Annotated in this window: 13 protein-coding genes; 8 read left to right on the forward strand and 5 right to left on the reverse strand. The window is 55.9% G+C overall.

Annotation, left to right across the window (positions count from 1 at the left end):
• Positions 1–316: 316 nt before the first annotated feature.
• Both EDE09_RS15175 and EDE09_RS15180 read right to left on the reverse strand, forming a co-directional pair.
• Positions 317–892 (reverse strand): hypothetical protein, encoded by a 576-nt coding sequence (locus tag EDE09_RS15175; RefSeq protein ID WP_132411383.1) that lies wholly within the window; start codon positions 890–892, stop codon positions 317–319.
• Positions 893–966: 74 nt separating this feature from the next.
• Entirely contained in the window at positions 967–1842 is an 876-nt protein-coding gene (locus tag EDE09_RS15180; RefSeq protein WP_132411385.1) for a ribokinase, read from the reverse strand.
• 333 nt (positions 1843–2175) lie between these two features.
• Between EDE09_RS15180 and EDE09_RS15185 the strand changes: the two genes are divergently transcribed.
• The 3 genes from EDE09_RS15185 (at position 2176) to EDE09_RS15195 (ending at position 6131) form a co-directional block, all read left to right on the forward strand.
• The gene (locus EDE09_RS15185) at positions 2176–3000 is read left to right on the forward strand and encodes an IclR family transcriptional regulator (protein WP_132411387.1); all 825 of its coding nucleotides are present in this window, start codon (positions 2176–2178) and stop codon (positions 2998–3000) included.
• Between the two features lie 354 nt (positions 3001–3354).
• On the forward strand, positions 3355–5328 hold the full coding sequence (locus EDE09_RS15190) for a VCBS repeat-containing protein (RefSeq protein WP_132411389.1): 1974 nt from the start codon (positions 3355–3357) through the stop codon (positions 5326–5328).
• Positions 5325–6131: a shikimate dehydrogenase gene (locus tag EDE09_RS15195; RefSeq protein ID WP_245505151.1), complete on the forward strand. Its 807-nt coding sequence runs from the start codon at positions 5325–5327 to the stop codon at positions 6129–6131. The genes EDE09_RS15190 and EDE09_RS15195 overlap by 4 nt, the downstream gene beginning before the upstream one ends.
• A 195-nt stretch (positions 6132–6326) precedes the next feature.
• On the opposite strand, the gene EDE09_RS15200 is transcribed toward EDE09_RS15195, so the two are convergent.
• The 3 genes from EDE09_RS15200 to EDE09_RS15210 all read right to left on the reverse strand — a co-directional run bounded on the left by EDE09_RS15200 (position 6327) and on the right by EDE09_RS15210 (position 9515).
• Complete coding sequence (locus EDE09_RS15200; RefSeq protein ID WP_165924187.1) at positions 6327–7385, reverse strand: Gfo/Idh/MocA family oxidoreductase; 1059 nt, start codon at positions 7383–7385, stop codon at positions 6327–6329.
• Between the two features lie 152 nt (positions 7386–7537).
• Positions 7538–8470: an SMP-30/gluconolactonase/LRE family protein gene (locus tag EDE09_RS15205; protein ID WP_132411395.1), complete on the reverse strand. Its 933-nt coding sequence runs from the start codon at positions 8468–8470 to the stop codon at positions 7538–7540.
• A gap of 37 nt (positions 8471–8507) precedes the next feature.
• Positions 8508–9515 carry a Gfo/Idh/MocA family oxidoreductase gene (locus EDE09_RS15210; protein WP_132411397.1) on the reverse strand — a complete coding sequence of 336 codons (1008 nt, stop codon included), beginning with the start codon at positions 9513–9515 and terminating at the stop codon, positions 8508–8510.
• A 176-nt stretch (positions 9516–9691) separates the two neighbouring features.
• On the opposite strand from EDE09_RS15210, the gene EDE09_RS15215 reads away from it, so the two are divergent.
• From EDE09_RS15215 to EDE09_RS15235, 5 genes are all read left to right on the forward strand, one after another.
• A complete protein-coding gene (locus EDE09_RS15215; protein WP_132411399.1) occupies positions 9692–10522 on the forward strand; it encodes an IclR family transcriptional regulator in 831 nt (276 codons plus the stop codon).
• Positions 10523–10666: 144 nt separating this feature from the next.
• Positions 10667–11719 (forward strand): sn-glycerol-3-phosphate ABC transporter ATP-binding protein UgpC, encoded by a 1053-nt coding sequence (gene ugpC, locus EDE09_RS15220; RefSeq protein WP_132411401.1) that lies wholly within the window; start codon positions 10667–10669, stop codon positions 11717–11719.
• Between the two features lie 51 nt (positions 11720–11770).
• Positions 11771–12712 (forward strand): sugar ABC transporter permease, encoded by a 942-nt coding sequence (locus EDE09_RS15225; RefSeq protein WP_132411403.1) that lies wholly within the window; start codon positions 11771–11773, stop codon positions 12710–12712.
• A gap of 8 nt (positions 12713–12720) precedes the next feature.
• Entirely contained in the window at positions 12721–13566 is an 846-nt protein-coding gene (locus tag EDE09_RS15230; protein WP_132411405.1) for a carbohydrate ABC transporter permease, read from the forward strand.
• Between the two features lie 43 nt (positions 13567–13609).
• Positions 13610–14908 carry a sugar ABC transporter substrate-binding protein gene (locus EDE09_RS15235; protein ID WP_132411407.1) on the forward strand — a complete coding sequence of 433 codons (1299 nt, stop codon included), beginning with the start codon at positions 13610–13612 and terminating at the stop codon, positions 14906–14908.
• Positions 14909–14967 lie beyond the last annotated feature (59 nt).

The raw sequence follows: 14967 nt of genomic DNA on the forward strand, positions 1-14967 counted from the left end.
GAGCCGGTAAAGCGGTGGGCTCAGACCGTGGATCCGCGAACGAAGGAGGCTCGTGATGCCACCAAGATGAACCATTGACAAAAAACCTGATGTGAACGGAATCGAACCGGCGACCGTTGAGCAGATAGCTTAAGCATCTGAAACAGAAAGCTTCGTGGCTTAACGTTGACTATGGAACTATGGTCGAAACATAACGGATGCTGAGGATAGGCTAAGGCACCGCAGCAACCGAAAAGATCATGCCGCAACCGCCTTCCAAAGAATCCTCTATTCATTATGAAGGCGCGGAGTAGTCAGATCAAACCTGTCAACGGCCCTAAGCTTGAAAAAGACTCGCGACGACCGTGCAGAACACGATAGCGAGCCAGCCGGACGCGGTCCGCTGAATTATCATTAGGTGCCAATGGCTTCGCGCACCGACCTGCGTCAACTTGCCGATCAATCCCCAAATCACGGCAACGATGCTCGCCAAGGCAACGAAGATTGTAAGCTTTGGCAGGAAGTCCGGCGCGGTCGGCGGAGGTAGAAGAACAAGCCCGAACACGAGGGCCTTGGGGTTGAGCGTCGTCGTCACAAATATGCGTCGAACGGTCACGCTGCGGTCCATGACATCCTTGGTTCCCGCTACCCAAAGCTTTATTGCGAGATACATAACCCAAAAGGCCGCTGTGGCCTTCAACACCAGAGCGGTTTCCGGCCAACGGCTGATCAGCTCTCCCCCAAGCCACGTGAGCGGCAGGATCATACTGAGGTAACCGAGCAGCTCGGCAGGCAGTAGTCTCGGAACGAGCCAGAAACCATTGCGTGCCGATGCCAACCCCATCAAGGTATTGGTCGGGCCGGGGCTCAGCAGGAGAATGAACACCGCCGAGATAAATGCTGGATAGCTCATGCTGGTCGCCTGTAGTGGTAGTGTCTTTGGTCAAGTCCGATGGGGTTCACGCCGGTGATTGCCCTTGGTTTTTCTCAGGTCCAACTATCTGTCTCACCGTTGTGAGGAATGCTCGACTGGCTTCCCGGACGCGAGCAGGCAATCGCAGCGGCCTTTGCGGCTCGTCGCATCGCCGCGTTGAGCAAGAGGCCTCGGTCGAGAGCCGAGGCGAGGACGCCTACAAAACAATCACCAGCTGCGGTCGTATCCACAGCATCAACGCGAAGCGCCGGCACCGTTACTTTCTCGCCATTGATGAAAGCTTCGGCCCCCTCTCCTCCCATGGTGCGTAAGACACCGGTGTTGAGAGCCTCGGACAACGATCTTGCGCTCGGCTCGCAACCAAGCCAACCGGAAAGAGCTTCGGCCTCGTCTTCGTTGACGATTACGATATCGACGAGAGAGAGAAGGTCGCGATCCAGCCGGTAGGCCGGCGCGAGGTTGAGAATCGATTTTGCGGGATGATTGGAAACCCGTCTGATTAGATTTTCAATCTGAACAGCGTCGTTCTCCATCTGCATCAGGACGTAACTTGCGTTGCGAAGCAGCTCATCTTCAACGCCATCTGACTGGGCTGCCAGGTTGGCGCCTGCTGCAACTGCGATCATATTGTGGCCATCGGCATCGATGATTATTGCAGCGGAGCCGGTAGGCTCGTTCGATCTGACCACGCGGCTGATATCGACCTCGCTTTCCAAATTCTGAAGGGCGATAGGGGCCATGGCGTCGTTACCCACCGCCCCAACCATGACGACATCTGCGCCATCCCGCGCAGCTGCAAGCGCTTGGTTAGCCCCCTTCCCTCCAGGCTCGGTGCGGGATCCTCGGGCTAAGACCGTCTGACCTGCTTGAGGTATCTCGTTGACCAGGTAGATGAGGTCAACATTGATGGATCCGAAGGTGACGATCATGCGACATATCCTAACTTGCTTCCGCCGGCGGCGCGAACTTGGTCCCAAATGCGAACGCTGTGATCTTCGTTGGTAATCGAAGTGAACGTCGCCCTGACAAATTCAGGTCAGTTGTCACTCTTAGCGCATCGCACGTATCAGAATTAAATTTCCTTTTAGAATCAGATTCTATTTTTATCAAGCTCAAGGAGGAATCTCGAACGTTTGTGGCGCGCGCGGGCCGGGGGTCAAAGACGAGACGTGACGGCAGCGACTACAAATGGGGATCAATTGTGGAAGCCTATTCCATATTGGAAACAAACCTTATAGGCTTGACGAAAAGGAGATTAAGGTTTGACTGTCGCAGCCGTATCACGATGCCTGACGCTCTTGGAAGTGCTGGCTGGAGAAGCAGGATCAATCGAGTTGTCCGACCTCGCTGGACGTCTTGATATGCCGGCGAGTGCGGTCCATCGCCTGTTGACGACGCTGATTAGCCACGGGTGGGTTACCCAAGATGCCGCGAGCCAAAACTACGCCTTGTCCCTTCGCTTAAGCGCCTTGGCGTTCCGGAATCTTGATGCGCGGAATGTGCCTGACGTGGTCCAGTCCGTTTTAAATCGACTGGCTGCGGACACGAAAGAATATTGCCGCCTCGCAATCCTGGAAGGTCAGGATTTGGTATGGGTGGCACGGGCGCAAGGCGCGACAACCGGCCTTCGATATGATCCGGACATGGGACAAGAGATTGTTCTTCACGCAACGGCGAATGGAAAGGCATGGCTGTCCACTTTGCCCGAAGAGCGGGCTCTGGAAATCGTCTATTCTCGCGGGTTTACGGCCAAACGAAAGCTTGGTCCTAATTCCGCTCGATCAATCGATGAACTAAGAGTTAGGCTGAATGAAACCCGCGAACGGGGCTTCGCAACCTCTGTCGAGGAGGGAGAGGCTGGTACCGCAGCAGTTGCGGTTCCGTTTCGGGCAAGTTCTGATATAGAAGCTCCGGTAGCTGGAACCATTTCCGTTGCAGGGCCTCTCATGCGCATAACAGAGGATCGTTGGCCTGACCTAGTCCGTTCTCTCAACAAGGCAGCAGCCGAACTGAGCGATATCTGGCCTCTTCGAGTTCGTCAGCGAACCATGACGCCACTGATCGTTGCTACCGGCGCAGTGCGGTAGCTGCGTCTCCGGTTACTTTGAAGCATGATCACGGCCGGCTGGATCTGCAAGGATCACCCGGGCTCTGGCATAGCGGACCTCATCACGTGCCGTCACGGAGGCAGCTCTACGCGCCTCCCACGCCATCGCCAGGACAGCTTGTCCACTCCCAGCGCCTATAACGCAGGCGGAATCGGAGGACACTCGCGCTTATCCTCAAGCCCTTTGCCGGACATCAGCCGTTCCCTCCCCATCTATCGCGGCCAGATGTCCTGCAACCGAAGGCGCGCTCGACTCAATTTTCCACTAGATTTGAAAGGTGGTTTCGTTTTAGAAATCATTTCCAATTAATTCCGGAAGTGGAGAGGGTTTGCGATGAGCGTAACAAGATGGGAGGACGACGCCACTCTTTGGCACGGTCCAGATTATGGCTCGGAGGCTTTGAAATACCACCCGGACGTCAGGTCGGCGGCTGTCGCAGGTCGGATCATCACGTGTGTCGAGATCGTCGATTGGAGCGGGACAGGGACAAAGGACATGCTGATTTCTGCATGGGACGCCTGCTACGACGGTCGCGTCTTCTTGCGTCGCCAAATCGGCACCAATCCAGACGGAACACCTGTCCTGGGTGAAGAAGAGCTGGTCGAAGGGGTTCGCGGATACGTGACGGCCGTCAGTGACGGCGATATTTTTCACCTCGTCTCGGCATCTCGTCTGCGCAAGCAGATTTATGTGTTTCCCAACATTGGCAAAAAAGGCGTGCCTGAATTTGGGGATCCCGTGCTGCTTAGTCTTGATGCCGACTGGGTCAAGGGTAACGAATATTTCCATATGGCTCGCTTCCACGATATCGATGGCGACGGGGTGCCGGAACTCATCGTCGGTAGCGACTACTGGAACGACTACTGGCCAAACGGTCTGGAATGGAACGACGAAGGTTATCGCGGCTATGACGATGCCGGACGTTGGCTCGGCGGTCCGCTGCGGGGCTTCCTATACGCATTCAAAAACAACGGTACGCTCGCAGCTCCCGTGCTGGAAAAGGGGCATGCCCTTATTGGAGGCGAAACCCCACTTGAGGTCTATGGGCAGCTGGCACCTGCATTCGGTAAGTTCGGGACTAAGCAGCAACATCTCATCGCAGGCGAGTTCTGGAATATCCTGCATATTGCCCGACAGCGCGAAGACGGAACCTTCGAGCCGACAAGCCTGATCCGCAGTGTAGACGACAAGGCTCTGGAACTCGAACACTGTATCCATCTCCCCTGCGTCGTCGATTGGGATGGCGACGGTCGCGAAGACATCCTTTACGGCGCCGAGGATGGCTACATCAGCTTCCTCAAGAACGTCGGAGATGGCGAAGACGGGCTTCCACGTTTCGAGCAGCGCGGCCGCATCGAGACCACGAAGCCCCTGATTCACGCGGGTATCCTGCCAAGCCCCGCAGCCTATGACTTCAGCGGTGACGGCCACTACGATTTGGTTGTCGGAAACAGTACAGGCGAATTGCTCTTCTACCAGAGCCGGGAAAAAGACGGTACCATTTACCTCGACAAGGAAGTCATGCTGAAGGGTGGCGACACGTCGATACGGCTTGCAGCCGGATTGACGGGCTCTATCCAGGGACCCTCGGAAAAGATGTTCGGCTATTCCTGCCCGACCCTTGCCGATTGGACCGGCAATGGAAGCATGGACATTTTGGTCAGCGACGTCACGGGCCGTCACCGGCTATTCCGCAATACTGGCGAAAAGGTCCTTCCGCCACGTTTCGGCGTGGAGGAGTTCCTAACCTTCAAGGGCAAGCCGTTGAAGACAGTCTGGCGGGTTCGACCCGCTGTCGTCGACTGGCTCAAGGACAACCAGCTTCACTATGTCGCATTGGACGAGGACGGAGTGCTCAGCGATTGGAAGAGGGCGTCCGACACAGAACTCGTCGAAAAACGTTTTCTGCGTTGGGAAAACGGCGAAGCTATGCGCTTTACAGTCGATGTCGGCGGCGGGCGCGGTCGCGTAAAGCTATGCTTCTGCGATTGGGAGGGCACAGGTCGCACGGATCTCATCTTCGGCACCCATGCGCGCGCCTGCGTGCCCCCCGATCCGAAGACCGGTGCGCCACGCAATACAACGAAGCAGGCGGGCCTGTTCTATTCGCGTAATGTCGGAACACCGGAAGAGCCGCGCTTTGCATTGCCAATCTCAATCAAGCACCGGGACGAGACCATTCAGATGGCGATGCATGTCGCCTCCCCGGAAGTTGTCGACTGGGCCGGCCGCGGATATCTTGATATCGTTGTCGGGATCGAGGACGGCAGCATCGTCTGGCTCAAGCGCGAGGAATTGTCGTGGTGAGCGGCGTCAGCATTCGAGGTACAACTAAGCTGATTGGCATTATCGGCGACCCGATCGCGCAAGCCAAGTCGCCGGCGGCGGTCAATCCGCTCTTTGCGGCACGTGGAGCAGATATCGTATCTGTCCCGCTCCATGTTCCTGCAAAGGAGCTTGCGATAATCTGGGCTGGTTTGAAAGCAATTCCGAACCTCGTGGGGTTCGGCATTACCCTGCCCCATAAACAGACGGCGATCGGTCTCTGCGACAGTCTCGATCCGGTGGCAGCCCGGGTCGGCGCAGTCAACTTCGTCCGGCGCGAACGCGACGCCAGTTTTCGAGGCTACCAGTTCGATGGCAAAGGCTTTGTGCGTGGCCTGCAATCCAAGGGGATCGCGATTGAGGGTCGCGATGCTCTCATCATCGGAGCCGGTGGCGCTTCGGTCGCTATAGCGTTTGCACTCGTCGAGGCAGGTGCCAACAGCATTACGGTGTCAAATCGAACGTTTGACAAAGCCGAAGCGCTGGCGGCGACGGTGAACGCTGACTTTGGAAGAAAAGTTGCCAAGGCAGGCAAAGCCGAGCCGGAAGCAGGCCAGCTCGTCGTCAATGCCACGTCACTGGGCCTTCAAGATACGGACGCGCTACCCCTCGATCCGGATCTCCTACAGCCTGGGATGACATTCGCTGAAGTCATTGCTCAGCCGGAAACAACCAAGCTTCTTGCGCTGGCTGCAGCACGGGATGTCGAAACGCATTCCGGCATGCACATGATCACCGGACAAGCCGACCTCACTGTCGACCATATCTGCGAGCTTTGGGCTTAGTTACCTTCAATTGGCACGCCACCACGCATGCCTGACCCTTCACCAGTCATTTGCGCCGGCCACCCAACCTCGCAGGATTGGACGGTGCGGCCCAAGCCGCTCGTCTTGGACACGCCCTCGATGCCACGATTTCGAAAGGCATCAGAACACATCTCCCACCATACGACCGGTTTTCTCGCTGCCGGCAGATCGTCTCTAATCCACCGCAGGCGCAATGGGCATACCCGTTTCCGAAGCTTGGTGGATGGACAGGGCTGCCTTCAGCGTACGCAAACCGTCTTCACCATCGATCAGTGGCACTTCTTCACGCCGGATAACGCGGCAAAAATGCTCTAGTTGAGCGATGTAAGCCTCGTTCTGTTGAATAACGCGCGATTCGCGGGAGATCGGCGAGAGCCAACCTGGTTTTGCCTGATCCACGTATCGCCAGATAAATAGGTCCGGGAATTCAAGCGAGCCTTTTGATCCCAAGAACCGGAAGGCATTTTCCCGACCCTGGTAGATGGCTGGGTTTTCTCCTGTCGCCGAATCCCACGACCAAGGCGCGGGACTGGCATCGGAGGCTGTGATCGTTCCAACTGCGCCGCTACTAAACTTAAGCATGGCGACGACAGTGTCCTCAACCGAATTTCCGCGCCCCTCGCTGGTGACGATCGCAGAGACTGTTTCGATCTCCCCGCAGAGATGTCGAAGCAGATCAATCTCGTGGATCAGATTGATCAGAATCGGCCCGGCTCCCTTCTCCCTGCGCCAGGAGATGTCGAAGTAATCATCTGGCTTCTTCACAGCCCAGAGCACATTTACCGCGAGCAATCGACCGATTTCGCCTTCGCTCAGAAGCCTTCGGGCCTCCTTTACCGCCGAATTGTGACGTCGATGGTGCCCCACCAGTATGGGAGTGTTGTAGCGCTTAGCTAGGTCAACCAGTATCCGGGCGTTGGCGACGGTATCGGCTATAGGTTTTTCAATCAAAACCGCGACGCCGCGCTTCAGCGCTCTCCCGGCAGTCTCAAGATGGAGTTGCGTCGGCGTTGCAATGATCAACCCCTCGGGCTTGACGCCATCAAGCAGATCGTCAACTGACGCAAAGCTGGGAACACCAAGTTCAGCCCCGACTTTCGAAGCAACTGGTCCAGGATCGCTTATGCCGACCAGTTCGCAGCTGGAGTGTGAGGCGCAATACTTCGCGTGACGATATCCAATCCAACCTACCCCGATTACGCCGATCCGCGGCTTCCCGATATACCCGCTCATTCCGCTTGCTCCACTATTGGGGGCCTCGTGCTTACACATTCGAAGAACCTCTGTGATGGCACACGACGGTTCGTGGAAAGTTCATCCGCAATTCGCAGCGCCATGAAAAGCTGCCGCTCTTGGGAACAAGCCTCTGCGAGGCGGTGCCATGCTCATGCAACTCCCTGATGTTGCAGTCGCAGACCTTTCTCCGGCCATCGAAGGCGGCCGATCTGGCCTGTCAACGACAGTGTGACGAAAGCATCTTGTAAATCTTGCCCTGCAAAACCCAGGTTTGTGGGATAGATATCCGGCATCCAAACTTGGTCGACTACTTCGCCCCGAGGTGAAACCACGGTTATGCATCCAGTCACCAGGGTCGAGACACAGATATTGCCGGAAGCCGCAATTTTCAGGCTATCGAGGCGTTGAAAGCCGCCAAGTCCGATAATGAGCTCGCCGCCGTTTTGGCTGGGAAAAGGCATTCTATGGACTGCTCCCGGCCCAGCGATAGTGTAGCTCCAAAGTCGCGCCGTTTCCATTTCGGCTACGTAGAGCGTGGAAAGATCAGGTGATAAGCCAATTCCGTTTGGTGCGAGAAGTGGGAACACCACCCTTTTGATCGAACTGCCATCGGCTTTTCCGTAATAGATAGCCCCATGGTCCCGGTGGAACTCCCGCGCCCTGCCCGTGTCAGTGAAGTAAAAGCCGCCCTGATTATCGAAAACAATGTCGTTAGGGCCGCTAAGTCGTCGGCCGTCGCACCGGTCATATAAGGTCGTCACGTTGCCCGTAGCGATATCGACCCTTTGGATCGAACCACCGGAGTAATCTGCGGCCAGACCAACGGGTCGCATCCACTCGCCCTCCTGCTCCCAGGAGAACCCTCCATTATTGCAAACGTACAACGCCCCGTCCGGGCCTAGAGCCATTCCATTTGGGCCGCCGCCAGTGTAGGCTAGTAGTTGGTGCTTTCCGCCTCCGCTGATTCTAGCGATCCTACCGGCACCGATCTCCACGACGGCAATCGAACCGTCGGGAAGCTCGACTGGTCCTTCCGGAAAGTGAAGTCCTGTCGCGATTATCTCAATGTCGGGTTTCGTCATACGGTCCAGCGATCATGAAAGAAGGTCGGCGTGCTGCTTAGCTGGTTATTTCCACGTCCTCAGGCACTCCACCATTGGCCGCTGATCGGTAGCCCGCCTCAAGCACGGCGAGCGCGCGCTCTGCTTCCAGCAGGCCCGCAACGGGAAGACGGCCGCTCGCTAAGTCCGCCCAGCTGCGGCGGAGGAAGACTGGGTAATATTCATCGGTATTGTACTCTATGTTCGAGTCAGAAGCCTTTTCCTGTTCGCGCGACTTGGCGTAGAACTGATCAGCATACCCGCGAATATAGCGTTCACGGTGAGAGAGCGAAAAGGCAAAGTCCCGCTGGTCGTCGGCGGTCGACGGATACAAATAGCCAGTCTCGATAACCCCTATCTGTCCTGCCGCAGTTTGGCAGGTAAACACAGCCTGTTCGTCAACAGTCACGTCCGGTCGATAGATCCGAACCTCTCCTGCAACACGGGTGATGGGGCTTTGCGTAAGTGTCGAGATCAGGTCGATGAAATGAATGCCAACATTGAGCATCGATCCACCTCCTGCATGATGCTTTTCCAGCATCCAGGCGCATCCATTCCGCTCATAACGGGCGACCGAACCCACGATGAACCTGAAGGATAAATGCTGAAACCCGTCGGGCGTGAGGCCCGCGTCCGGTGATAAACGATCAGCCAATTCGCTTACGCGCTGAATAAACGGCACACTGACGTAAACGCCGCGTTCCTCGGCTAAGCTGCGGATACGACGAACCTCCTTCAGATTGAGCCCGCATGGCTTCTCAATCAAAAAAGGCTTGCCCCTGGCGATCAGCCGCTCACCGAGTTTCGCCATGTCTGAGTGGCGGCTCAATACAATGGCAAAGTCGAAGTCCGCGTCCAGGAGCTCTTCATTGGATCCGTAGAGCTTACAATCAAGTAGATCCGAAAAACGAGCACCCGCAAACGAAGCGCTGTCCGATATTCCAACTACCTCGATGCCAGGATCCTTCAGCGCAGGAATGTAAAGCGGAAAATGCCAATGGCTGACGTCGAAAACTGCGATCTTCATCCCGACTCCGTTTTTATTGCGGGTTCATCAAGCAAGGAGCCGGTGATTAAACACATTGGCCGGCCGGACCGCAGTGCTCGGCCGGACTTTGACCGCCGCCATCGAGAGGCTCCTTGTGAAACGCACTCTGTGATGCTATTGGAATAGCGTTCCGACAAACCGAATATCGTGGTATCATGCGCCTTGTCAAATCCCTTCTAGATCGCTGTTTCGACGTCATTACGCTGTTGAGCGAGAATGCCAGCGGGCTCTCGCTCGGCGAAATTAGTCGCCGGTTGGATGTCCCAAAGAGCGCAGCGCATCGCCTGCTCAACAGCCTATGTGAGTTAGGGTGGGCCGAGCAGGATCCCGACAACGGGTTCTACCGGCTTTCGTTGCGCCTCGCCGTGATGGGGCAGCGCCTGTTGGCTGGAACGCGGATCCCTGACATCTGCCAACCGATTCTGGACAGATTGGCAAGCAATACCAAAGGCCTTGGCAGGATTGCGATCCTGGATTCCGATGGCTTGACATGGATTTCCCATTCACAAGGCATGCGATCCGGTTTGATCTACCAGCCGGAGCTCGTCGCAAAAGTGCCATTGCATACGACAGCCAACGGAAAAGCATGGCTTTCGACGCTGGATCGCGATGAAGCGTTGGCCAGGGCCGTAGCGAGCGGACTGGGACGCACAGACCTTGGCGGGCCGCGGGTTATTACTTCCAGGCAGACATTTTCTGCGGCTTTGGACGAGACCGAAGAACGGGGATGGGCAACGGCTATCGAAGAAGCCGAAGCCGGAGTCGCTGCTGTCGCCTCTGTCATTCGCGTTGGTAGTCAAGTTGTCGGAACGGTGAGCATAGCTGGACCGATCCACCACTTTTCACCACTCGTTCTGCCTCAGTTAGCGGAGCAGGTGAAGGCAACTGCCCAGGAACTTTCTGAGCTATGGCCCTATCGGATCGCATCACCGAGTCCGCAGGCGAGTCCTTCGAAATCCACCCAAGTTGTTGGCAACATTATCTAAACATCTTTCCTAACCCTTAGTGTGTGGTCGTAAGTGCCAAGGTCTGTTGACACTCGTCCTTCTTAGTGGAATAACGTTCCGATAGCGATCGGGGAGATCGCACTGGGTCAAGTGGCCGCTTATGTGGCCAGTAGGAGGAAATAGTTGGCTAACGTTGAGCTGAAGTCCGTTCGCAAAGCTTACGGCGCCGTCCCCGTTCTTCATGGCGTGTCTGTCGATATCAACGAAGGGGAGTTTGTAACCCTCGTCGGACCCTCGGGCTGCGGAAAATCGACTCTATTGCGGATGATCGCAGGCCTCGAAAATATCACGGGCGGCGAAATTCAGATCGGCGGGCGCACCGTTAACGACGTACCTCCGAAGGCCCGAGACATCGCTATGGTCTTCCAGAATTATGCCCTTTATCCGCATATGACCGTCGCGGAAAACATGGGCTTCTCGCTGAAGCTCAAAAAGGCACCGCGGGAAGAACGAGAGACCCGCGTTCAACGCGCCGCTGAGATCCTCAGTCTCACGAAGCTCCTTGATCGCTACCCTCGCGAACTCTCGGGCGGCCAGCGTCAGCGCGTGGCGATGGGTCGCGCGATCGTTCGCGATCCGCAGGTATTCCTTTTCGATGAGCCCCTCTCGAACCTCGACGCGAAACTGCGGGTACAAATGCGTGCCGAGATCAAGGAACTGCATCAGCGGCTAAAAACGACGACCGTGTATGTGACCCATGATCAGGTCGAAGCGATGACGATGGCCGATAAGATCGTTGTCATGCACGACGGCTATGTCGAGCAAGTCGGTGCACCGCTCGAACTGTATGACTACCCCGCTAACGTCTTTGTTGCTGGATTTATCGGATCTCCGTCGATGAATTTTCTCAACGGCCGAGTGGAGGAAGGTCGGTTCGTTCTAGAGGATGGACACAGACTGCCTCTGCCAGCAGGCGTGGCCGATATCACCGAAAAAGTCATCTACGGCGTGCGTCCGGAGCATCTTACGATCAGTGACGAGGGACTACCCCTCACCGTGACAGTCGTCGAACCGACCGGCTCCGAAACCCAGATCATCGCTCGGCATGGCGCTCATACCATCGTCTGCATATTCCGAGATCGCGTTCTCCCGAAGGTTGGCGAGATCATTACGGTGGCTCCGGATCTTTCACGCGTCCACCTTTTCAGCGAGAGCACGGGCAGGCGCTTGTCCTGATGACGGGACGCCGCCCGCTCTGTCTGATGTGGCCACAGGGGAATTAACCAAATGTCGATACCACCGCTGCAAGTCAGCACCAATCAAGGCGCAGGGCACCTAGCGAGCAACGTCGAGGACGCCACTGAAAACCCTAACCGCTTCAGTTGGGCTCCCTTTCTCTGGTTTACGCCTGCGATCCTGATCCTTTTTCTTGTGACGCTCTACCCGACGATCTTTGTGTTCTGGTTGAGTTTTCAGAAAACAAAATATTACGAACTCGTTGGCTTCAACGGCCTCGGCAATTACGTCGAAGTGCTCCGCTCATCCGAGTTTTGGGACACAACGATCATATCTCTCACCTATCTTGGAGGATCGCTGGCCGGCGCCATGATCCTTGGCCTGGGCTCGGCGCTCGTTTTGAACCGCGCCGGCGTTACCGGCTCCGCGTTGAGGGTATTCATCCTTTTCCCTTGGACGCTGTCCATGTCGGTCGTCGGCAGTATTTGGCTCTGGCTCCTCAACCCGTCGTTTGGGCCCGTACCCTTCGTGATCCAGAAGTTAGGTATCGATCCGGGGCTGATGCTGGGGGATCCAGGGATGGCATTGCCCCTCATCATTATCGTCACAGCTTGGTGGTCGTTTCCCTATGTCATGGTGATGGCGACAGCGGCCATGCAGTCCATTCCGAAAGAACTTTATGAAGCGGTCGAGATCGACGGCGGCGGCGCGTTCGTGAAGTTCCGTTACGTCACGCTCACGGAAATCCTCCCCACCTTAGGAAGCACGGCGCTGACGCTTTCTATCATGTACTTGACCTTGATGACGCTGATCATTGTCATGACTGGCGGAGGACCATTGGGCTCGACGACCACGCTTAGTTTCGAGGCTTTCCGCGGAACCGTTCAGGCGGTCAACATCGGACCGACTGCAGTTGTCTCGATTGTCGTCCTTATCATCAATGTTGCCCTCGGTGCTCTTTACAGCAGGCTGACCGGCCGCGCTACCGGATAGGATCAGATATGAGTAACGCTCTCTCAAACCGAGCAAACGGACAGATACCCGCGATCCTGGGATCACTGATTGTCGCGATTATCGTTCTCGGACCAGTGCTTTGGGCTTTTGCGACATCTTTCAAGACAGAAGTCGAAGCAGTGGTTATTCCGCCTACTCTTTGGCCAACGTCACCAACGCTAGATAACTATATCAAAGTCTTCCAGGACGCAGCTTTCCTCAACGACCTTTGGAACTCGGTTGCCTATTCCGTTGGTGCCGTCATCATCGCCCTCCTCGTAGGTATTCCCGGAGGTTATGCCGCCGCCCGCTTTTCTTTCAGAGGTAAGCGGACCTTGATGCTGATGATACTTGGAACCTCGATGGTGCCGGGAGTGGCGCTGCTGGTTCCCACATATTACCTGCTTGAACAAATCGGCTTGCTTAACAGCGGTATCGTGGTGACGATCATCCTTTCTGCCCGGATTATTCCGCAGACAGTCTGGTTCATCGCCAATTTCGTCGAGGCAGTTCCAATTGAGATCGAGGACTCCGCTATGATCGATGGCGCCTCCCGGTTTCAGATCATCTGGACTCTGATCCTGCCGCTCATCCGTCCCGGCCTAGCAGCCGTCGCGACAATAGGCATCGTGACCACCTGGAACGACTACATCACGGTAGCGGTTTTCGCACCCGAGGTCGCAAAAAGGACCCTGCAGGTGGCCCTCGTCAATCAGGTTTTCGACGCCGTCGGCATTTCTTGGTCATACATGCTGGCCTTCGTGATGGTCGCATCATCACCGGTGATCTTCATGTTTGGCTTCGTTCAAAAGTGGTTCATCTCCGGCCTGACTGCCGGCGCCGTGAAGGGCTAATGAACTAAACAAATCCACACACTTCAAACTGGGAGGAAGACGCATGCATACTCTATCAAAACGTAAGTTTCTGAAATCATCCGCTGCGCTCGCATTAACTACCGCAGTCTTTGCTTTCGCTGCTCCACAAGCCTTCGCTCAGAGCACTAAGCTCGTCTACCAATCATTCCTGGATCCGAACAATACGAAGGATCCCCGATCTGTCGCTCAAACCAAGATGATCGACGCGTTTCAGGCCAAAAACCCCGATATCAAGATTGAGGTGCTTGTCGATTCGACCGGGGCAACAGCAGCCCGTGCGATTAAGTCGGGTAGCCTGACGCCCGACGTAATCCGAGTGACTGGACAAGGTGTTCCAGAATTCGTCGCCACTGGAAATCTTCTCCAGCTGGATGATTTGGTTAAGAAGGAGGCCATTCCGGATGACGACTGGCTCCTGCCTCTTTCAAGCGCAAAAATTAACGGGAAGCTTTTTGTTATTCCGCAGGATTTTCGTATTCCGATACTGTTCTATCGCAAGAGCATGTATGAGAAAGCTGGTATCAAGCCGCCGACGACCTGGGACGAAGTGTGTGCGATGGGCGCCAAATTTGGTCAATCGGAGACGATCCCATTCGCCGTTCCACTTGGGGCAACCGGCGGTCTCGGTGGCGCCCAGGCGCTCGGAGAATTCTTCCTAAGCACGATGCTGCCTGAACAGGGTGGTCAATACTTCACCACTGAAGGCAAGATTGCCTTCTCGAAGGAATCGTTCATCAAGGCGGCAGAGACGATCAAAGGCTTCTACACGAAGTGCAACGTAACGCCGCTGCGCAGCGCGCAGATGGGCTTCAATGAATTGCATGACGCGCTCCGATCCGGTGGTGCAGCGTCAGCGGTGTTCGGACTCTATCGCTACAAGACGGTTCAGAGCCAACTTGGCGGTGACGATCTAGCTTGGGCTCCGGCCCCCGCTTATTCGGCCAACGACAAACAGACTGTCTACAGCTATAATATTGGGATTAATAAGAAATCCGCCAATCAAGAAGCTGCCTGGAACTTTGTAAAGTATATGGTCTCACCTGAGGCGCAGGCTCTCGCGGCCGAGGGCGGCGAAGTCGTATCACGTAAGTCAGCATACAATGCGCCATACTTCCAGAGCGACGCAGGTAAAGACCAGAAGAAGTGGTCTGAGCTGGTAATCCAGCGGGGTCAGGCTATGACCTACACCCCGATCATCACCAACTATCACACTATCCTGGGCGAAGCTTTCCAAAGAATGGTCCTGAAGGACGGATCGCCGGCTGATGCTTACGACGAGTTGATCAAACGGTATGATGCAGCACTTGCGAAGGCACAGTAAGCCAGCCTCCTCGTAACAAGGCCGGATGGCGGAATTAGTCACCGCCATCCAGTTCCTTT

Origin of the sequence: Neorhizobium sp. S3-V5DH, assembly GCF_004343065.1 — a bacterium.
Taxonomy (GTDB): domain Bacteria; phylum Pseudomonadota; class Alphaproteobacteria; order Rhizobiales; family Rhizobiaceae; genus Neorhizobium; species Neorhizobium huautlense.

What these genes read in the sequence shown, in the direction of transcription:
- EDE09_RS15175 (WP_132411383.1), bottom strand. Translation starts at nt 892, where the DNA reads ATGAGCTATCCAGCATTTATCTCGGCGGTGTTCATTCTCCTGCTGAGC.
- EDE09_RS15180 (WP_132411385.1), bottom strand. Translation starts at nt 1,842, where the DNA reads ATGATCGTCACCTTCGGATCCATCAATGTTGACCTCATCTACCTGGTC.
- EDE09_RS15190 (WP_132411389.1), top strand. Translation starts at nt 3,355, where the DNA reads ATGAGCGTAACAAGATGGGAGGACGACGCCACTCTTTGGCACGGTCCA.
- EDE09_RS15200 (WP_165924187.1), bottom strand. Translation starts at nt 7,385, where the DNA reads ATGAGCGGGTATATCGGGAAGCCGCGGATCGGCGTAATCGGGGTAGGT.
- EDE09_RS15205 (WP_132411395.1), bottom strand. Translation starts at nt 8,470, where the DNA reads ATGACGAAACCCGACATTGAGATAATCGCGACAGGACTTCACTTTCCG.
- EDE09_RS15210 (WP_132411397.1), bottom strand. Translation starts at nt 9,515, where the DNA reads ATGAAGATCGCAGTTTTCGACGTCAGCCATTGGCATTTTCCGCTTTAC.
- EDE09_RS15215 (WP_132411399.1), top strand. Translation starts at nt 9,692, where the DNA reads ATGCGCCTTGTCAAATCCCTTCTAGATCGCTGTTTCGACGTCATTACG.
- EDE09_RS15225 (WP_132411403.1), top strand. Translation starts at nt 11,771, where the DNA reads ATGTCGATACCACCGCTGCAAGTCAGCACCAATCAAGGCGCAGGGCAC.
- EDE09_RS15230 (WP_132411405.1), top strand. Translation starts at nt 12,721, where the DNA reads ATGAGTAACGCTCTCTCAAACCGAGCAAACGGACAGATACCCGCGATC.
- EDE09_RS15235 (WP_132411407.1), top strand. Translation starts at nt 13,610, where the DNA reads ATGCATACTCTATCAAAACGTAAGTTTCTGAAATCATCCGCTGCGCTC.